Genomic DNA, 19163 nt, shown 5'->3' with positions numbered 1-19163 from the left:
GCGCGATCGTGACGAAATCGTTCCGATATCAGGCGCTGGCTTTCGGGCGCGGGGGCTTGCCCCGGCGCGCCAGGAAGAAGCGCAGCATTGCGCGCGACGCATCCGGCCCGGCGGGATCGGTATAGGAGGCCGAGCGCAGGCCGCCCGACCAGGCATGGCCGCTGCCATGGATGGTCCAGCTTTCCAGCATCACCTCGCCCTGGGCGGTGCGATGTTCGGTGCGGGTATAATGTCGCCCGCCCGCGCTCTGCCCCTGCCGCGTCTGGCTGACGATCGGCCCGGCGGTCGACCGTTCCAGCAGCGCGCGAAACCCGTCCGCATTGGATGGATGCACGACCTTGTCGGCATCGCCATGGAACAGGATGGTCGGCCGGGGGCGGGTGACGCGGGCCGTCGACGGGAGCGCTTGCGGGCGGCCGCGCATCGCGGCCAGCGCGTCGCCCAGGCTGTCGATCGCTCCGCAACTGAGGCCCGAATGGACGCCCACGGCCACGAACAGCGAGGGATAGGCCGCAGCGATGATCGCGGCGGCGACCCCGCCGGCGGACATGCCGGCAATATAGACCCGCGCCGGATCGGCCCGGCCCAGCAGGATCGCATGGCGCGTCAGGTCCGCGATCATCGCCGGTTCGCCGCGTCCGCGCACCTGATTATGGGGCTGGTGCCAGTTCCAGCAGCGCGCGACATTGGCCGATCCCGACTGTTCGGGATACAGGATGATGACGCCCAATTCATCGGCGAGGCGGTTCATGCCGGTTCCTGCCGCGAAATCCCCGGCCGTCTGGGAACAGCCATGCAACATCACGACGAGGGGCAGGCGGCGGCGCGCCGATCCGGTAGGGGTGTAGAGTTTATAGCGCAGTGCGCCATGCTTGCTGTCGAACATGCCGTCGATGAAACTGCCGGGCAGGGGGCGGGGCGGCAGCGCGGGCGCGGCAGGCCTGGCCGGCTTGGCAGTGGCGCTCTTGCGTGCGGCCGCCTTCTTGGCGGGCTTGGCTGGCGTCATGAGGGCGCGTTGCATGACCAGCGCCGCCGACAGTGCACGGCCCTTGCGCATCAGGCGCGCGGCCTTCATCGTCGATGCGAACGGATTTTTCATCTCATGCCCCTTGCTGGCGAACGGTCGTCGGCGAACCTGTACGCCAGACCATCATAACGGGTCGCCTGATGCAACGATCCCGCAGTGCAGCATTTCTTCTGGGGTGAGAGGACGGAGGGGGCGTCCCCCACCGATAGAGGGCAACACCCCTCCGTCCGGCCTCCGGCCAGCCACCTCTCCTGCCATGGGAGGATGTCCGTATCCGCTTTGCCCAATCTGCCATCGCCAACAAAAAAGCCGCCCGTTGCGGGGCGGCTTTCTCGTTCGATCCATTCGGAAGAAATCAGGCCTGTTCGGCTTCTTCTTCGTCGCTGGCGGCCGAAGCGATTTCGCCCGGCTCGGCATTGGGATCATAGTCTTCGGTGAAGCCGCTCTCGTCCTTTTCGAACAGGTCGGCCATCACGTCCACGCCCTGCGACTGAAGCTCGGCTTCTTCCGGCGAACGGGCGACGTTGACGGTGATCGTCACGGCGACTTCGGGGTGCAGCGCGACCTTGACGTCGAACACGCCCAGGGTCTTGATCGGGCGTTCCAGCACGACCATTGCCTTGGTGACATTGGTGACGCCATCGGCGTGCAGCGCATCGACGATGTCGCGCACGGCAACCGAACCATAAAGCTGGCCGGCGTTGGACGACTGGCGGATCAGGACGATCTGCTTGCCGTTGACGCCTTCGGCAGCCTGTTCGGCGTCCGTGCGACGGGCGGCGTTGTCGGCCTCGATCTTGGCGCGGTTGGCTTCGAAAACCTTCTTGTTCGCATTGTTCGAACGAAGGGCCTTCTTGTTGGGCAGCAGGAAGTTACGGGCATAGCCGTCCTTCACGGTGACGATGTCGCCGATGGCGCCCAGCTTCTCGATACGTTCGAGCAGGATGATTTCCATGGGGTTACTCCCTTACTTTACGATGTAGGGCAGCAGGCCCAGGTGACGGGCGCGCTTGATGGCCTGGGCCAGTTCGCGCTGCTTCTTGGCCGAAACGGCCGTGATACGGCTGGGGACGATCTTGCCGCGCTCGGACACGAAGCCCTGGAGCAGACGGACGTCCTTATAATCAATCTTCGGCGCATCCTTGGCGGCGAAGGGGCAGCTTTTGCGGCGGCGGAAAAACGGGCGTGCCATGTTTCAGATCTCCTTATTCAGCAGCCGGGGCGTCTTCGCGGTCGCGGCGCGGGCCACGATCTTCGCGATCACCGCGCGGGCCACGGTCGCCGCGGTCGCCACGGGGGCCGCGGTCGCCACGCTCGGAACGTTCCTGCTTGCGCATCATCACCGAAGGGCCGGTTTCCAGCTCATCGACCTTGACGGTCATGTAGCGGATGATGTCTTCGTTGATCTGGGTCTGGCGCTCCAGTTCCGCGACGACGCCGGCGGGGGCGTCGATGTTCAGCATCACATAATGTGCCTTGCGGTTCTTGGCGATCTTGTAGGCGAGGCTGCGCAGGCCCCAGGTCTCGACCTTCGTGACCTTGCCTTCATTGTCCTCGACGATCTTGGTGGCGATTTCCGCCAGTGCGTCCACCTGCGCCTGTGCCAGATCCTGGCGCGCAAGGAAGACGTGCTCATAAAGAGCCATGTCATGCCTCATCTGTTGGCCGATCGCTGACGCCCACCCCATGTGGAACGCCCCTCCGGCTGTCGTCTCAAATGCATCGCGGGATGCGTGAGTCACCCCGGCATCAAGCGAAGGCGGGCCTATGGCGGAAAGGGGGGAGGAAAGCAAGGGCAGCTTTGCCCCCTCTCCATTCGTCGCGCGAGCCACTGCGCTTGTCGAAGTCGGGTATCGAGGGATAGGCTTTGTCACGCCCCTTCGATACGAGGCTTCGACACGCTCAGCCTCTACGCAGGGCGAACGGATGTTGGAAGGGAATGGATGCATGGCCGTCGCGATTGCCGCCCTGGCGCTGATATTGCTGATGATCGCGGCCTATCGGGGCATGAGCGTCATCCTGATGGCGCCGCTGCTGGCCATGCTGGCGGTGTTCCTGACCGATCCCGCCGCCGTGCCCGCCGCCTTTTCCGGCCTGTTCATGGAAAAGGTCGCGACCTTCCTCAAACTCTATTTCCCGGTATTCCTGCTGGGCGCGCTGTTCGGCAAGCTGGTGGAGATTTCCGGCTTTTCCCGGTCGATCGTGACCGCAGTGATCGGGGTGGTGGGCGCGGGAAGGGCGATCCCGGCGATCATGATCGTCACCGCCCTGCTCACCTATGGCGGCGTGTCGGTGTTCGTCGCGGTGTTCGCCGTCTATCCCTTCGCGGCAGAGATGTTCCGCCGCGCCGACATTCCCAAGCGGCTGGTGCCCGCCACCATCGGCCTGGGCGCCATCACCTTCACCATGGACGCGCTGCCCGGCACGCCGCAGATCCAGAACATCATCCCGACCAGTTTCTTTGGCACCACCGCATGGGCCGCGCCCGTGCTGGGGGTGATCGGCTCCGCCTGTATCGCGGCGATGGGGCTGGCCTATCTGGGCTGGCGGCGGGCAAAGCTGATGGCGGCGGGGGAGAGCTATGGCGCGCCCGGCACGCTGGTCAACGAACCTGAGATGGTCGATGACGATGCAAAGGTGCATCCGCTGGTCGCGCTGCTGCCGCTGCTGGTGGTGGGGGTGGGCAATCTGCTGCTCACCCTGGCGATCCCGCGCTGGATGGCGGCGGATCAGGTCATGCTGTCGCTGCCCGGCATGGCCGAACCTGTGTCGGTCAAGGTAGCGCAGATGGCGGCGCTCTGGGCGGTGGAGGGCGCGCTGCTGCTGGGGATCGGCACGATCCTGCTCTTTGCCTTCGGCACCGTGGCCAGGCGCTTTGCGGAGGGATCGAAGGCGGCGGTCGGCGGCGCGCTGCTGGCGGGGATGAACACGGCGGTCGAATATGGCTTTGGCGCGGTCATCGCGGCGCTGCCAGGCTTCCTGATCGTCAAGGACGCGCTGCGTGCCATCCCCAACCCGCTGGTCAACGAAGCCATCACCGTCACCTCGCTCGCGGGCATCACCGGGTCGGCGTCGGGTGGTCTGTCGATCGCGCTGGCGGCGATGGCGGACCAGTTCGTGGCGGCGGGCGATGCGGCGGGCATCCCGCGCGAAGTGCTGCACCGGGTCGCGTCCATGGCGTCGGGCGGGATGGACAGCCTGCCGCATAATGGCGCGGTCATCACCCTGCTGGCGGTGACGGGCCTGACCCATCGGCAGGCCTATAAGGATATTTTCGCGCTGACGCTGATCAAGACGCTGACCGTATTCATCGTGATCGCGGTCTATTATCTGACCGGACTGGTATAGGCGCCGTTCACGCTGCCGGGCGATGCAGGTCGGCCGACCCGGTGAAATGCGCGCGGGTCGAAGGCCCGGCCTGCTCCAGCAAGGCGGCAACCGTGTTTTTCAGACTGTCGGACGGGCGTGCAGGATCGTCATAGGCCATCGCCCATTGCCCAAATTCCCGCGTGGCGATAGGCCCCTCGCGCAGCTTGACGACGGCGCGATGGCGCGGATCGGCGTGGATGCGGGCAAAGATGCGGTCGACGGCCGCCTTCGGCCCCTCCAGCACCTGCAAAAAGCGGCGCGAATTGAACAGCAACAGCCCGGTTACGTCGTCCCGCTGATTGTTGATGGCGGACAATTGGGCGATGGCCGCGCATTGCTGCGGCGTGACCGTGCCGACCACGGTGCTGATATACATGATCTGATACAAGGACATGGACATTCCCGACATGGCCGCCCCCCGGCCGTGCCTCCTATATGACAAAATCCCTTAATCTCGCGTTTTTAACCTCGATCATGATCGCGCGCGCAGGAAGATGCCCCAGGGGAAGAAATCCCCTGGGGCATCGTGCGGCCTCCATTGCTTTAGCGGATTGCGCTGCCCACGACCGCGCCGATGATGCCGCTGGTGATGGCGATCAGCACCGCGTCATTGCCCGAACGCACCCATTGATAGCCACGCGGCGGCGCCGACAGGCGATAGTCGCGATAATTGTTCACGACGCGGTAGTTGGTGGCATAGCGGCGGTCGAACCGCTGGCCCTTGTTCCAGCGGCGATGATTGTCGCGGCGGACATCATTGGCCCGATGCACGATCGTCTGCTGCTTGACCACGGTGCGGCCATTGGGCTTCTGCTTGACGATGGTGCGGCTGACTTCCTGGCGCTGCTGCCCGCCATGATAGGGGGCGGCCTGCGCCTGCGCGCTGACGATGGGGCTGGCGACCAAGGTGGTGGTGGCCAGGAATGTCAGGATGTTCTTGAACATGTCGTGCTCCTTGCTGCTATCCATGCGCCATTGGGTGGCGTCAGGGACAGAGATAGGGCGCACTTGTCGCAGGTCTGTGCCGGCAAGGGCGGCGGTTTGTCGGAAATTGTATCAGCCTATTCATGCCGCAGTGCGTCGATCGGGTTGAGCGCCGCCGCGCGCCGGGCGGGGAAATAGCCGAACACCACGCCGATCGCGGCGGAGAAGAGGAAGGCGATCAGGTTCACCTTGATGTCGAACAGGAAGGGCACCTGCATCAGCGGCGCGATGGCCAGCGATGCGGCCAGCGCCAGCGCCAGGCCGATGACCCCGCCCAGGCAGGACAGCACGATCGCCTCCACCAGAAACTGCATCAGCACTTCGCGCGCGACCGCGCCGATGGCGAGGCGAATGCCGATTTCCCGCGTCCGCTCCGTCACCGAAACCAGCATGATGTTCATGATGCCGATCCCGCCGACCAGCAGGGAGATCGCCGCGACCGCGCCGACGATCTGGGTCAGGATCGTGGTGGTGCCGGTCAGCGTGTCGCTGATCTGCTTGGTGTCGAATATGTTGAAATTATCCTGGTCGCCCGCCTTGATCTTGCGCCGTTCACGCATCAGTTCCTCCAGGCTGGTCTGGACGGTGCTGGTGTCATAGGCGTCATCGACCGCGACCATGATCTGGCTGATATCGCGATCGCCGGTAAAGCGGCGCTGCACGAACTTGATCGGCATGACGACGACATCGTCCTGGTCGCCGAACCCACCCTGGCCGCGAGTCGCCAGCACGCCCACGACCTGGCAGGACACGCCCTTGATCCGCATCCGCTTGCCGACTGGCTCTGCGCCCTGGAACAGGTTGGTGCGAACCGTATTGCCGATGATGCAGACGGGTTTGCCCGCGGCTTCCTCATCGGGCAGGAACAGGCGGCCGTCGGCGATCTTCCACTGCTGCACCTCCGAATAGGTCGATGTCGTGCCATAGACGGTGGTGGACCAGTTATTGCCTTCATAGATGGCCGTGCCGCTCGATTGCACGACGGGCGCGACCGCGCGCACGCCGGTTAGCTGGTTTTCGATTGCGGTGAGGTCGCGTTCCTTGAAGTCGGGCGGGCGCGGTCCGCCGCCGCCACGGCCAAAGCCCTGACCGGGGCGCAGTTGCAGCACGTTCGCGCCCAGCGAACTGATCTGTTCGCGCACGGCCGCCGTGGCGCCATTGCCCAGCGTCACCATGGTCACGACCGCCGCCACGCCGATGATGATGCCCAGCGTGGTCAGGAACGACCGCAACTTGTGCCGGTTGATCGCCCGGAAGGCGAGGATGACGGTGGTGCCTAGCATCCCGATGCTCCTTGGCCCATGGGGGAGAGGATAGCGGAGCGTACCCTATCGAGAGTGCGCATCCCTCTCTTCCAACTCCGCCCAAGTCGCTTCGCGCCTAAGGCTGCGTATCCTTCTCCTCCATGGGGAGAAGGTTTTGCGGACATCATCCTCACGCCGCCATCCCTTCTTCGATCCGTTCGACCAGCCCGTCCTTGAAATGGACGATGGTGCGGGCGAAGGCGGCCATGTCGGGTTCGTGCGTCACCATCAGCACGGTGATGCCGCTGTTCCTGTTGAGGTCGGTCAGCAATTGCATGATCTCCACCGACCGTTCCGAATCGAGGTTACCGGTCGGCTCGTCCGCCAGCAGCACGTCGGGGCTGGTCACGATGGCGCGGGCGATGGCGACGCGCTGCTGCTGCCCGCCCGACAGTTCGGCCGGGGTGTGGTCCCACCAGTCCTTCAGCCCCACCTTGTCGAGCGCGGCCATGCCCAGGTCATAGCGCGTCTTCTTGTCTTCGCCGCGATAGAGCAGGGGCAGTTCGACATTCTCCAGCGCGGTGGTGCGCGACAGCAGGTTGAAGCCCTGAAACACGAACCCCAGATAACGACGGCGCAGCAGGGCGCGCTGGTCGCGGTCCAGCGTTTCGACATGGCGGCCCTTGAACAGAAATTCGCCACCCGATGGCACGTCCAGGCATCCCAGGATGTTCATCGTCGTCGACTTGCCGGAGCCGGACGGCCCCATCACGGCCACGAAATCCCCTTGCGCGATGTCGAGGTCGATGCCCTTCAACGCCTGGAACGCGGTCGGGCCTTCGCCATAGACTTTGGTGACACCCCGCATCGATATGATCGGGTCGATCATGTGCCGCTCTTTCGCCCGTCCCCGCGCGGCTGGGCCGGCGCGACCGGGGCGGTATCCGGTGTGGCGTCGCCCGAATTGCCGAGCTTGCCGACGCTCGCCGGGCTGCCATCGGTCGATGGGGTGCGCTGGCGGTCGCGGGCCTTGTCGCCGGATGGTGCGGTCCTGGGACCAGCATCCTTCTGGTCCTCGGCCGGCGGCTGCTGGCCCGCCGCGAGCTGGCCGGTGATGACCCGCGCGCCTGCTTTCAGGTCCCCGCCGGTGACGACGGTGCGCGATCCGTCGCTGGCGCCGACCGTCACCTGCACCGCCTTGGGATTGCCGTCCTCGCCCACCACATAGACGGTCTGGCTGCTGCCCGCGCCGAAGCTGACCTGGCGACTGCCGCCGCCGCGCCGCATCCGGCCGGGGCCGGGCAGGACGCTGGTGATGCCGCCGCCCTGCTTTGTCGCGCTGGGCTTGAAGCGCAGCGCGCTGTTGGGCACCAGCAGCACGTCATGCAGTTCCTGCGTCACGATGTCGGCCGTGGCGGTCATGCCGGGGCGCAGCGTTTCGTCCTTGTTGTCGACCGCCAGCACGGCGGTATAGGCGACCACTGTGCCGGTGGTGCTGGTCGTCGTCGTGCTGGTGGAGGATGAGGAACTGCTGGCGTTGGACCCGACATTGACCCGCGTGACGCGCGCCGGGAAGGTGCGGCCGGGGAAGGCATCGACCGCGAAACTGGCGCTCTGTCCTTCCTTGACCTGGCCGACATCGGCCTCGTCCACCGACACTTCGACTTCCATCTGGGTCAGGTCTTCGGCCAGCGTGAACAGCACCGGCGCGTTGAGCGAGGCGGCGACCGTCTGGCCCGGTTCTATGTCGCGCGACAGCACCACGCCGTTCACCGGCGACACGATCTGCGCGATCGACAGGTTGGTCTGCGCGCTCGACAATTGCGACCGCGCCACATCGACCTGCGCCTGCGCCGACCGCAAAGTCGCCACCGCGCCCTGATAATCGGCCCGCGCCGCGTCGATCTCCGTCCTGGCCGGCACCTTGCCGCCCGACAGGTTGAACACGCTCAATTGCCGGTCGAGCGTCGCCTTGGCCAGCGCGACCTGCGCCTGCGCCTGCGCGACGCTGGCCTGGGCAGAGGCGACCTGCGCCTGATTCTGGTTGACGGTATCGACCAGCCGGCGGGTATCGAGTTCGGCCAGCTTCTGCCCCCTGGTCACGCGATCATTCACGTCGACATAGACGGCCGTGATCTTGCCCGACTGTTCGGAACCGACATCGACCTGGTTGATGGGCTTGAGGTTCCCGGTGGCCGATACGCTGACGGTCAGGTCGCCGGTGCGCACCTCCCGCGTCGCATAATTGGGCTTGTCCTCCCCGGAAAAGCAGCGCGCCAGCAGCAGGAGCACGACCAGCAGGATGAGACCGATCCCGCCCCGGACCACCCATTTGCGCCATGGCTTTTGCGGCTTGGCGCCCAGAAAATCGTCGAGATCCTGGTCCTTGGTCACATCATTGCTCATCAGGGCGGCTTTCCATGCTCTGCCAGCCGCCACCCAGCGCATTATAGAGCTGGGCGATGGCCAATATCTCGTCGGATTGCGCGGCAGCCAGGCTGTTGCGCGCGGTCAGAAGGCTGTTTTCGGTGGTGGAGAGCGTCTGGAAGTCGGTCAGCCCGGCCTGATACTGGCTGCGCGCCAGGATCGCGGCGTTGTTCGACGCTTCATAGGCGGTCGCGAACTCCGCCTTGCGCAGCCGGGCGCTGGTAAGGGACGCCATGGCGTTCTCCACATCCTCCAGCGCACCCAGCACGCTCTGCTTGTAGGCCGCGAAGGCGGCGTCGGTCGCCGCCTTTTGCGCACGCACCTGCGATTGCAGCCGGCCGCCGTCGAAGATCGTCTGCGCCACATTGGCGAACACGCCGCCGGTGATCAGGCTGAACAGGTCGCGCAAGGCGTTGGACGTGGTGCCGATATTGCCGCTGATGCTGAGCGAGGGATAAAGCTGCGCCTGGGCGACGCCGATCCGGGCGGTGGCGGCGGCCAGCGCCCGCTCGGCGCTGCGCACGTCCGGCCGCTGGCGCAGCGTGTCGGCGGGAATGCCGGTTGCGATCGCGGTCGATGCCGTGGGGATCGGCGCTGGCGTTTCGAGCGCGCGGGTCGCGGCGCCTGGCGCCTGCCCGGTCAGCACGGCGATGCGATTGAGGCTGCCGCGCAGGCTCGCCTCCAACTGGGGCAGGCTGGCATTGGTCTGGGCCAGTTGCGCCTTTGCCTGCTGTTCGTCCAGCGACGACACCAGACCGGCCTGCAAACGCCAGTTGGCGATATTGTAATTGTCCTGCTGGATCGCCTGCGTCTGCCGCGCGATGGCGATTTGTTCCTGCGCCAGCCGCGCCTGCACATAATTGCTGACCAGTTCGGAAATGATCGTCATCCGCACGGTGGCAAGGTCATAGCCCGATGCGCTCAGGTCCGCGCGCGCCGCCTCCGCCGTGCGGGACAATTCGCCGAACAGGTCGACCTGCCAGCTCGCCGATGCGCTGGCCGAATAGCTGCTCGACCAGTTGCTGGCGCCGGTGCTGATGACATTGCCATTGCTGTCGACGCGCGTGCCGCCGGCCTGGCTGCGATAATTTTTGCCGCCGCTGCCCGATCCGCTCACCTGCGGCAGGAAGCTGGCATTGGCCTGGCGCAGGCTTTCGCGCGCCTGCCGCAGGCGCGCCTGCGCCTGCACGATGTCGAGATTGTTGGCGACCGCCGCATCGATCAGCCCACTCAGCGCAGGATCGTTGAGGCGGGTCCACCATAGCGCCAGATCGGCGTCGTTCAACGCCGCGCCGTCCCCGACGCCGGCCTGGCTGTAGGCTGCCGGCACCCCCAGCGATGCCGCCTGCGGCGCACGATAATCGGGACCGGCGGCGCAGGCGGAAAGCAGTAGCGCCGTCCCGCTGATCCAGGCAATGCGATATCGCACCTTTTCCTTGCACTCCGTCATCGTTAAAGGGGCCGCCACGCGCCGGCCCATGACAGGTCGGCGGGCGTGCCGTTCCTGACTGCCGCAGGGATATGTACGTCTCAATGACATTTATGTCTCAAAGTGTAACGGTTTTGGATTTCAGCGCTTTTCGGCACGCGCGCGGGTTTGGAGTTGGATGATGCGGGCATTTCTTTTTCCGGGGCAGGGCAGCCAGTCGGTCGGCATGGGCAAGGCGCTGGCCGACGCCAGCCCCGCGGCGCGGGAACTGTTTCAGGAGGTGGATGACGCGCTGAAACAAAATTTGTTCCGCATCATGGTGGAAGGACCGGACAGCGACCTGACCCTGACCGAAAATGCCCAGCCTGCAATCATGGCGAACGCCATCGCGACGTTGCGGGTGATGCAGAAGGAAGGGAGCTTCTCGCTCGCCGACAAGGGCGATTATGTCGCCGGCCACAGCCTGGGCGAATATAGCGCGCTCTGCGCGGTGGAGGCGTTCGACATCACGACCACTGCGCACCTGCTCAAACTGCGCGGGCAGGCGATGCAGGCGGCGGTGCCGGTGGGCGAGGGCGCGATGGCGGCGCTGCTGGGCGCGGATATCGACAAGGCGCAGGCGCTGGCCGACGCGGCGGCGCAGGGCGAAGTCTGCGCCGTCGCCAACGACAATGATCCCTCGCAGGTGGTGATTTCCGGCCATCGCGGCGCGATCGAGCGGGCGGTGGCGATGGTCAAGGACCATGGCATCAAGCGTGGCGTGCTGCTGCCCGTCTCTGCGCCCTTCCATTGCGAACTGATGCAGCCCGCCGCCGATGCGATGGCGCAGGCGCTGGCGGACGCGGCACTGAGCGCGCCGCTGCTGCCGGTCTATGCCAATGTGCTTGCCGCGCCGATCGCCGATGCGGAGGAGATCAAGGCACGGCTGGTCGAGCAGGTGACGGGCCGCGTGCGCTGGCGCGAATCCGTCGCCGCCATGTGGGACGCGGGCGTCACCGAATTCGTCGAACTGGGCGGCAAGGTGCTCGGCCCCATGGTCAAGCGCATCGCCCCTGACGCCACCGTGCGCAGCATCGTGACGATGGACGATATCGAAGCTGCGCTGGCGGCTTTTTGAACTTCTTCTGTCATCCCGCCTTTGCGCGGATGACGAACAGATTGGATGAAAGGACTATCCATGTTCGACCTAACAGGCATGACCGCGCTGGTGACGGGCGCTTCGGGGGGGATCGGGTCGTCGATCGCCCGGTCGCTCGCGGCGCAAGGGGCGACGCTCGCGCTTTCGGGCAGCAATGCGGAGAAGTTGGCGGCCTTCGGGGCCGAACTGGGCGGCGATCACAAGACGGTCGTCTGCAACCTGTCCGATCCGGCCTCCGTCGACGCGCTGGTGCCGCAGGCGGTGGAGGCGCTGGGCGGGCGGCTGGACATCCTGGTCAACAATGCCGGCATCACCCGCGACAATTTGATCCTGCGCATGAAGGACGAGGAATGGAGCCAGGTGATCCAGGTCAATCTGGAGGCCGCCTTCCGCCTGGTCCGCGCCGCGGCCAAGCCGATGATGAAGGCGCGCTTCGGCCGCATCATCTCGATCACGTCGGTCGTGGGCGTCACCGGCAACCCCGGCCAGGCCAATTATTGCGCGTCGAAGGCGGGCATCATCGGCATGTCCAAGAGCCTTGGCCAGGAACTCGCCAGCCGGGGCATCACCGTCAACTGCGTTGCACCGGGCTTCATCCGTTCGGCCATGACCGATGCGCTGAACGACACGCAGAAGGGCGCGATCCTGACGAAGATTCCGGCCGGCGACCTGGGCAGCGGCGATGATATCGGCGCGGCGGTCGTCTATCTGGCGAGCAGGGAGGCGGGCTATGTCACCGGCCAGACGCTGCATGTGAATGGCGGCATGGCGATGATCTGAAGCCGCTGAGCGCGCCGTCCAGCAGGATGGCGCGCCGGATCGCCAGCGCCAGCACGGCGATGGCCGCGATCAGGTTGACCGGCACATGGGTCAGTTCCGACAGGGCCCGGCCGAACAGCGGCGCGATCCAGGCATAAGCGAGCCATGTCGGTTCCCATGCCAGCGCGCCGCGCTGGCGCATGTCGGCCGCCATGAAGGCGATGGCGACGCCCAGCAGGACGAAATCATAATCCAGCACATAGGGGGTGCAGAGCAGCGCGGCGCTCAGGGCGGCCGCGCCGCGCACCGCCATCGCTCCGCGCCGGGCCGCAACCGCCGCCGCCGCGATGGCCATCGCCGCGACGAAGCCCTGCACGCCATAGGCCAGCGGGATAGACCCGCCCCATTGGCGGATCGCGGCAAAGGGGCTTTGTATCTTTTCCCAGCCGGTCGCGCCGGCTTCGATGATGATGTGCCGGGTCAGCGGCAGGGAATCGATGAACGCCTGCCACACCGGCCAGCCCCAGATCGCCAGCGTCAGCAGGCAGAGCGCGCTGACCGTGCCCCCCGCCGCCACGAACGCCCGCCAATTGCCCCGCGCCAGGATCAGCACCGGGATCAGCACCGCAAATTGCGGCTTATAGACCAGCGCGCCCAGCAGCATCCCCGCGATCCACGGCCGCCGGTCGAGCAGCAGCATCCCGGCGCCCAGCAGGCTGGCCGTCAGGAAGGCGTTCTGGCCATGGCCCAGGCACACCAGCACCACCGGCGCACCCAGCGCCACGATCAGCGCGTCACGATCGTCCGGCAGGATGCGCCGCACTAGGCACAGTGTCAGCGCCAGCGTCATCCCCTGCCAGATCAGCAGCGCGGCGACATAGGGAAATTGCGCCAGCAGCGTCGCGATGATCAGGAAGGGCGGGGGATAGTGCCAGCCATAGAAGGGAATGGCCGGGTCGTGATGGATCTGCTTCTGCACCGCATGCTGGGTCGGCCAGTCCCACGCCTCTGGCGCGCGGCCATGATCGGCCATCCATCCTGCCGTCCACACGTTGGAAAAGTCGGTGCCCAGCGGCCGTCCCAGCGAATCCACCGTGCCATGGGCGGTCGCGACCAGATAGGTCAGGCCGATGATGGTCGCTGCCAGCACCAGCATCGCGGTCAAGCGAACGCGCGCACGGGTGACGAAAGAATCTGGGGAGGGGAGGGACGCCATGCTGCTTCCCTGGCACAAAGCCGCTGAAATTTTGGTAAATAGACGGTTATCGGACCATTGGGGCGCGATTTTGTTGCCGGATCGTGGCTACGGGTGAATGTGGGGGCTTGGCGGCCTTCCCTCTTGCCTCTATCGGGGCTTGGCTCTAGGGCATTGCCTTAACGGTTATTCACAACCACCAACGATACCAGTCAAGAAGGACCACTCATGAGTGAGACCGCGGATCGCGTAAAGAAAATCGTCGTCGAGCATCTGGGCGTTGAAGCCGAGAAGGTGACCGAGGACGCCAGCTTCATCGACGATCTGGGCGCTGACAGCCTGGACATCGTTGAACTGGTGATGGCGTTCGAAGAAGAATTCGGCGTCGAAATCCCCGACGATGCTGCCGAGAAGATCGCCACCGTCAAGGACGCGATCGACTATATCGACAGCAAGCAGTAAGGCGTTTTTTGGCCTTGGTCCCATCCGGGCCGGGCCGCCCTTGCGTTCAAGAAACGGCTCCTCCTGTCCGGTGAACCCGGAGTGCGGGGAGCCTTTTCGTATCTGGCGCGCCGTTCACAAGCGCGTTTGCAATGGCTATATGGGCGGCCGAAGCCCATAGGTAATTCGGAGCCAGGATATGCGTCGTGTTGTCGTCACCGGCCTTGGGATGGTCAGCCCGTTGGGCGGGAATGTCGAAACAAGCTGGAAAAACATCATCGCTTCCAAATCGGGCGCGGCGACGATCCAGCGTTTCGATGCCAGCGAATATAAGTGCCGTATCGCTTGCGAAGTGAAGCCCAAAGACCATGAATATGGCTATGACGCCAGCCTCGACGTCGATCACAAGATCCAGCGTCAGGTCGATCCCTTCATCGTTTACGGCATTTCCGCCGCCAGCGAAGCGCTGCGCGACGCAGGGCTGGACAATATGACCGAGGAGGAGCGGCTGCGCGCCGGCTGCTCGATCGGGTCGGGCATCGGCGGCCTGCCGGGCATCGAGAGCGAATCGCTGGTGCTGGCGACCAAGGGGCCAAGCCGCGTGTCGCCGCACTTCGTCCATGGTCGCCTGATCAACCTGATCTCCGGCCAGGTGTCGATCAAATATGGTCTGATGGGGCCGAACCATGCGGTCGTCACCGCCTGTTCGACCGGCGCCCATTCGATTGGCGACGCCGCGCGCATGATCGCGATGGACGACGCTGACGTGATGCTGGCGGGCGGCGCGGAAAGCGCGATCTGCCCGATCGGCATTGCCGGCTTTGCCCAGGCGCGGGCGCTGTCGACCGGCTTCAACGACACGCCGGAAAAGGCGAGCCGCCCCTATGACGTGAACCGCGACGGCTTCGTCATGGGCGAAGGCGCGGGCGTGGTCGTGCTGGAAGAATATGAGCACGCCAAGAAGCGTGGCGCGAAAATCTATGCCGAAGTGATCGGCTATGGCTTGTCGGGTGACGCCTATCATGTCACCGCGCCCCATCCCGAAGGATCGGGTGGCTTCCGGTCGATGCAGATGGCGCTCAAAAAGTCGGGCCTCAGCCTTGAGGATATCGACTATGTGAACGCCCATGGCACATCGACCCCGCTGGGCGACGAGCTGGAACTGGGCGCGGTCAAGCGGCTGTTCGGCGACAATCTGAGCACCATGTCGATGAGTTCGACGAAGTCGGCGATCGGCCATCTGCTGGGCGGCGCGGGCGCGGTGGAAAGCATCTTCTGCATTCTCGCCATGCGCGACCAGATCGTCCCGCCGACGCTTAACCTCGATGAACCGAGCGAAAGCTGCAAGGGCGTGGACCTGGTCCCGCACGTCGCCAAGGAGCGCAAGGTGCGCGCGGTGCTGAACAATTCGTTCGGCTTCGGCGGCACCAACGCCTCGCTCATCATGAAGGCGGTCTGAAGACGATCCTCCCCTGCAAGGGGAGGGGGTTGAATGGAGGCATGTGACTCCATTCAACCAGCGAAGCTGGTGGTGGAGGGGTGTCCCGCTATCGTGAGGGCGACACCCCAGCGTCTGGCCTGCGGCCAGCCATCTCTCCTTCCAGGGGAGGATGATTTATGAACGGTGCCACGCAAGACGGGATGGATTGACACGCATGGCTCGCCGGACCCGCTCCACCCCCGCACGCCGCATCGCCGGCATCATCCTGCTCGTCGGCCTGGCGGTCGCGGCGTTCGTCGCCTTTCGCTTCGTCCATGGCTGGAGCGAGCAGGGACCGGCGACCAAGGACATCAGCATCACCGTGCCGGAAGGGTCGACCCTGTCCGACGCGGCCGTGCTGCTCAAACAAGCCGGCGCGGTCCGGTCGGCCGACGCCTTTCTAACCCGCGCCAAGGTCTTTGGCGGGGGCAAGTCAATCAAGGCGGGCGAATTCGTCATCCCTGCCGGCGCCAGCAACAGCGACATCCTCTCCATCCTTCAGGGCGGCAAGACGCTCACCCGCCTCATCACCATCCCCGAAGGCATGCCCTCGATCCTGGTCTATGAGCGGCTGATGGCGAACGACCAGTTGACCGGCGCCATCCCGGTGCCCGAAGAAGGCAGCGTGCTGCCCGACAGCTACGCCTTCGACAAGGGCGAGCCGCGCGCCGCCGTGCTCAAGCGGATGCAGGCGGCGATGGACAAGGTGCTGGCTGAACTCTGGGCCGATCGCGCGCCCGATACGGTGGTCAAATCCCCGCGAGAGGCGATCATCCTCGCCAGTATCGTGGAGAAGGAAACCGGCGTCCCGGCCGAACGGCCGATGGTCGCGGGCGTCTATGGCAATCGCCTGCGCACCAACATGATGTTGCAGGCGGACCCGACGATCATCTACCCGATCACCAAGGGCAAGCCGCTGGGCCGCCGCATCCGCAAGTCCGAAATCGCGGCAGTCAACGACTATAACACCTATGCCATGGTCGGCCTGCCCAAGGGGCCGATCGCCAATCCGGGCCGCCTCTCGATCCTGGCCGTGCTGCACCCGGCGCGGACCAGGGCGCTGTATTTCGTCGCCGATGGGAAGGGCGGCCACATCTTTGCCGACACCTATCAGCAGCATAATGAAAATGTGCGCAAATGGTTTGAAATCCGCCGCGCACGCGGGGAGCTTTGACGCCATCCGTCATTGCGAGCAATCCACTGATGCGCGGTATAGGTTTACCGCAAAATCCCCTTGGCCGCCTGCGCCGCCGCATAACGCCATTGCAGGATCGCCATCACGAAGATGAAAATCGGAAAGGCCGTCGCGACCGGCACGCCCTTGACCGCGATCAGGTCAGTGCCAAGGAAGCTGTAGCCGAACTGCACCACGACGGCGATCAGCGACAGCAGGAACAAGGATAGGGCCACCCGCTTGCGCAGCAGCAGCGCGATGGCGCCAGTCGTGCCGGCCAGCACCGCGACGGCAAAGACCAGCCAGAGCCAGGCCGGCATGGCGGCAAAGATCCTGGCGGTATAGGGATCGGTTTTTGCCAGTTCGGTCAGGTCCATCATATATTGCATGACGAAGGATGCCAGCCCGATCAGGTTCCAGACCAGAAACAGGATGGCGATGAGGATGAAGGAACGTGGTGCCGGCATGGTGACTCCCTCCCGTTGGACCGGCGCGCCGTTGCGCGGCCGTCATGACCGCATCCTATGCCTGATCGCGCGTTCGCGAAAGCCCGTCGGTTGAGTGCGCCGATCATCGTCAGCGCGTTGATGGGCGCGGCCGATTTCGCCTGGGCGGACGGCCTGCGCCGTGCGCATTTTCCGCCGGAACGCAACGTCATTCCGGCGCACCTGACGCTGTTCCATCACCTGCCGCCGTCATCACTGGACGACATTGCGACCCGGCTGAAGCGGCTGTGCGCCGGCCCGCCGCCAGCGGCGCGGCTGAGCGAGGTGATGCTGCTGGGGCGGGGGGTGGCGTTCCGGGTGGATAGCCCGGACCTGATGGCGATGCGGGACGACCTTGCCGACGCCTTTGCCGGCCTGCTGATTCCGCAGGACCAGGCGCGGCCGCGCCTGCACATCACCGTCCAGAACAAGGTCGCCCCGGAGGATGCCAGGGCGCTGGCGGCGCAGCTTCGCGCCGATTTCCGCCCCCGCCCGCTGGCGATCGCGGGCCTCGCTGCCTGGCATTATCGTGGCGGGCCGTGGGAACTGGCGATGAAGGCGATGTTCAGGGGGTAGGGGCGGAGGGCGGACATGTGGATGGTCGGGAAGCGACCGGAGGCAGGCGTTATTCCCCCTCCCGTTCACGGGAGGGGGCTGTCTTATCCCTGCTCATCTGCCACGTTGGGCAATGGCCGCGCGCCGTTCGCCCCCGGCAGGCAAGCGAACGGACGCCGCGCCCGTCAGGCGAGTCCCACTTCCTTGAGCGGCACGCTGGCATCGGCCAGTTGCGCAACGTCCAGCGCCGCGCCGGACAGGACATGCGCGCGGCCCTGGACATAATCCTTGACCATGTTGACGCAATCGAGCGCGATCACCTTGCCGCCCTTCAGGTAAACGACCGAGAAACTGCGCGTGGCCGGATCGCCGCGCAGCACTGTCTGGTCGAAGCCGGTCGAAAGCCCCACCGTCTGGAGCTTCAGGTCATATTGGTTCGACCAGAACCAGGGCACGGCGTCATAGGCTTCTTCCTTGCCCAGGATATGGGCCACCGCGACTTTTGCCTGGTCATTGGCGTTCTGCACCGATTCCAGGCGCATCTGCGCGCCCCCGGCAAATCGGTTGGCGTGCGACGCGCAATCGCCCACGGCATAGATGTCGGGCAGGGACGTGCGGCAGAAGGCGTCCACGTCCACGCCATTGCCGCCGGCCGCGCCCGCCGCGATCAGCGGGCCGGTTTCGGGGATGATGCCGATGCCCACGATCACCATGTCGGTCGCGATCCGTTCGCCATCCTGCATCAGTACGGCGGTTGCCTTCCCATCGGTGACTTCGATGCAGTCCATCCGCGCCCCGGTCCGCAGGTCGACGCCATGGGCGCGGTGCTCCGCCTCGTAGAAGCGCGACAGATCCTCGCCCGCCACCCGCGCCAGCACCCGGTCCAGCGCTTCCAGCAGCACGACGCGCTTGCCGAACTTCGACAGCACCGCCGCTGCCTCCAGCCCGATATAGCCGCCGCCGATGATGGTGACATGACTGACCGAATCAAGCGTCGCCATCATCGCGTCGACATCGTCGCGACGGCGCACGGCATGAACGTTGGGCGCATCCGCACCGTTGCATGTCAATGTGCGCGGGGTGCCGCCTGTGCACCAGATCAACTTGCCATAGCCGATCTCCTCGTCGCCTGCGGTCACGAACTTGCCGACCGGATCGATGCTCCTGACCCGCCGGCCCAGCAGCATGTCGATCTTGCGCTCTTCCCAGAAGGATGCGGGGCGGATCAGGATGCGGTCGAAGCTCTTGTCCCCGGCGAAATATTCCTTGGACAATGGCGGACGTTCATAGGGCGGATATTGTTCATCGCCGATCATCGCGACGCTGCCCTCAAACCCTGCCTGCCGCAGCGCGATCCCCGCCTGCGCGCCTGCATGACCGGCCCCTACGATCAGAACGTCATAATAGCTCATCCGCCCATTATCCTCTTTTGCCCTGTTTGGCTGGCTGATTGGCG

At 65.3% G+C, this 19163-nt stretch carries 20 protein-coding genes; 7 read left to right on the top strand and 13 right to left on the bottom strand.

Annotation, left to right across the window (positions count from 1 at the left end):
* Window positions 1-28: 28 nt before the first annotated feature.
* The 4 genes from Q4610_RS01530 to rpsF all read right to left on the bottom strand — a co-directional run bounded on the left by Q4610_RS01530 (window position 29) and on the right by rpsF (window position 2673).
* Window positions 29-1099 (bottom strand): extracellular catalytic domain type 1 short-chain-length polyhydroxyalkanoate depolymerase, encoded by a 1071-nt coding sequence (locus Q4610_RS01530; RefSeq protein ID WP_304534253.1) that lies wholly within the window; start codon window positions 1097-1099, stop codon window positions 29-31.
* 283 nt (window positions 1100-1382) lie between these two features.
* Window positions 1383-1982 carry a 50S ribosomal protein L9 gene (rplI, locus tag Q4610_RS01525; RefSeq protein ID WP_304534252.1) on the bottom strand — a complete coding sequence of 200 codons (600 nt, stop codon included), beginning with the start codon at window positions 1980-1982 and terminating at the stop codon, window positions 1383-1385.
* Between the two features lie 12 nt (window positions 1983-1994).
* Window positions 1995-2219, bottom strand: coding sequence for a 30S ribosomal protein S18 (rpsR, locus tag Q4610_RS01520; RefSeq protein ID WP_004212076.1), 225 nt, complete (start codon window positions 2217-2219; stop codon window positions 1995-1997).
* A gap of 13 nt (window positions 2220-2232) precedes the next feature.
* Window positions 2233-2673, bottom strand: coding sequence for a 30S ribosomal protein S6 (gene rpsF / locus Q4610_RS01515; protein WP_304534251.1), 441 nt, complete (start codon window positions 2671-2673; stop codon window positions 2233-2235).
* 301 nt (window positions 2674-2974) lie between these two features.
* Between rpsF and Q4610_RS01510 the strand changes: the two genes are divergently transcribed.
* Complete coding sequence (locus Q4610_RS01510; protein ID WP_304534250.1) at window positions 2975-4375, top strand: GntP family permease; 1401 nt, start codon at window positions 2975-2977, stop codon at window positions 4373-4375.
* 7 nt (window positions 4376-4382) lie between these two features.
* On the opposite strand, the gene Q4610_RS01505 is transcribed toward Q4610_RS01510, so the two are convergent.
* The 6 genes from Q4610_RS01505 to Q4610_RS01480 form a co-directional block, all read right to left on the bottom strand.
* A complete protein-coding gene (locus tag Q4610_RS01505) occupies window positions 4383-4790 on the bottom strand; it encodes a BLUF domain-containing protein (protein ID WP_304534249.1) in 408 nt (135 codons plus the stop codon).
* A 149-nt stretch (window positions 4791-4939) separates the two neighbouring features.
* The gene (locus Q4610_RS01500) at window positions 4940-5341 is read right to left on the bottom strand and encodes an RcnB family protein (RefSeq protein WP_304534248.1); all 402 of its coding nucleotides are present in this window, start codon (window positions 5339-5341) and stop codon (window positions 4940-4942) included.
* Between the two features lie 116 nt (window positions 5342-5457).
* Entirely contained in the window at window positions 5458-6663 is a 1206-nt protein-coding gene (locus Q4610_RS01495) for an ABC transporter permease (RefSeq protein ID WP_304534247.1), read from the bottom strand.
* A 151-nt stretch (window positions 6664-6814) separates the two neighbouring features.
* On the bottom strand, window positions 6815-7513 hold the full coding sequence (locus tag Q4610_RS01490; protein ID WP_304534246.1) for an ABC transporter ATP-binding protein: 699 nt from the start codon (window positions 7511-7513) through the stop codon (window positions 6815-6817).
* Window positions 7510-9030, bottom strand: a complete 1521-nt coding sequence (locus Q4610_RS01485) for an efflux RND transporter periplasmic adaptor subunit (protein ID WP_304534245.1) — start codon at window positions 9028-9030, stop codon at window positions 7510-7512. The genes Q4610_RS01490 and Q4610_RS01485 overlap by 4 nt, the downstream gene beginning before the upstream one ends.
* Window positions 9020-10501, bottom strand: a complete 1482-nt coding sequence (locus tag Q4610_RS01480; RefSeq protein ID WP_304534244.1) for an efflux transporter outer membrane subunit — start codon at window positions 10499-10501, stop codon at window positions 9020-9022. The genes Q4610_RS01485 and Q4610_RS01480 overlap by 11 nt, the downstream gene beginning before the upstream one ends.
* Before the next feature lie 160 nt (window positions 10502-10661).
* On the opposite strand from Q4610_RS01480, the gene fabD reads away from it, so the two are divergent.
* Window positions 10662-11597 (top strand): ACP S-malonyltransferase, encoded by a 936-nt coding sequence (gene fabD, locus Q4610_RS01475; RefSeq protein ID WP_304534243.1) that lies wholly within the window; start codon window positions 10662-10664, stop codon window positions 11595-11597.
* A gap of 60 nt (window positions 11598-11657) precedes the next feature.
* Window positions 11658-12398, top strand: a complete 741-nt coding sequence (gene fabG / locus Q4610_RS01470; protein ID WP_304534242.1) for a 3-oxoacyl-[acyl-carrier-protein] reductase — start codon at window positions 11658-11660, stop codon at window positions 12396-12398.
* Here the strand turns inward: fabG and Q4610_RS01465 are convergent.
* Complete coding sequence (locus tag Q4610_RS01465; RefSeq protein ID WP_425262523.1) at window positions 12352-13533, bottom strand: glycosyltransferase family 87 protein; 1182 nt, start codon at window positions 13531-13533, stop codon at window positions 12352-12354. The two genes, fabG and Q4610_RS01465, sit on opposite strands and share 47 nt — an antisense overlap.
* Before the next feature lie 267 nt (window positions 13534-13800).
* On the opposite strand from Q4610_RS01465, the gene Q4610_RS01460 reads away from it, so the two are divergent.
* From Q4610_RS01460 to mltG, 3 genes are all read left to right on the top strand, one after another.
* The gene (locus Q4610_RS01460; RefSeq protein ID WP_007689016.1) at window positions 13801-14034 is read left to right on the top strand and encodes an acyl carrier protein; all 234 of its coding nucleotides are present in this window, start codon (window positions 13801-13803) and stop codon (window positions 14032-14034) included.
* A 178-nt stretch (window positions 14035-14212) separates the two neighbouring features.
* Window positions 14213-15472, top strand: a complete 1260-nt coding sequence (fabF, locus tag Q4610_RS01455; RefSeq protein WP_304534240.1) for a beta-ketoacyl-ACP synthase II — start codon at window positions 14213-14215, stop codon at window positions 15470-15472.
* Window positions 15473-15668: 196 nt separating this feature from the next.
* Window positions 15669-16667 carry an endolytic transglycosylase MltG gene (gene mltG / locus Q4610_RS01450; RefSeq protein ID WP_304534239.1) on the top strand — a complete coding sequence of 333 codons (999 nt, stop codon included), beginning with the start codon at window positions 15669-15671 and terminating at the stop codon, window positions 16665-16667.
* Window positions 16668-16711: 44 nt separating this feature from the next.
* On the opposite strand, the gene Q4610_RS01445 is transcribed toward mltG, so the two are convergent.
* Window positions 16712-17134 carry a sugar transporter gene (locus Q4610_RS01445; RefSeq protein WP_304534238.1) on the bottom strand — a complete coding sequence of 141 codons (423 nt, stop codon included), beginning with the start codon at window positions 17132-17134 and terminating at the stop codon, window positions 16712-16714.
* A 57-nt stretch (window positions 17135-17191) separates the two neighbouring features.
* Here Q4610_RS01445 and Q4610_RS01440 point away from each other — a divergent pair, with 57 nt between their 5' ends.
* Window positions 17192-17728, top strand: a complete 537-nt coding sequence (locus tag Q4610_RS01440) for a 2'-5' RNA ligase family protein (protein ID WP_304534237.1) — start codon at window positions 17192-17194, stop codon at window positions 17726-17728.
* Between the two features lie 164 nt (window positions 17729-17892).
* On the opposite strand, the gene Q4610_RS01435 is transcribed toward Q4610_RS01440, so the two are convergent.
* Complete coding sequence (locus Q4610_RS01435; RefSeq protein ID WP_304534236.1) at window positions 17893-19119, bottom strand: NAD(P)/FAD-dependent oxidoreductase; 1227 nt, start codon at window positions 19117-19119, stop codon at window positions 17893-17895.
* Window positions 19120-19163: the final 44 nt, after the last annotated feature.

The sequence above is a fragment of the Sphingobium cyanobacteriorum genome (assembly GCF_030580935.1).
GTDB classification, from domain to species: Bacteria; Pseudomonadota; Alphaproteobacteria; order Sphingomonadales; family Sphingomonadaceae; genus Sphingobium; species Sphingobium cyanobacteriorum.
The sequence above is the reverse complement of the archived record's forward strand: the minus strand, read 5'-3'. Positions and strand labels throughout refer to the sequence as shown.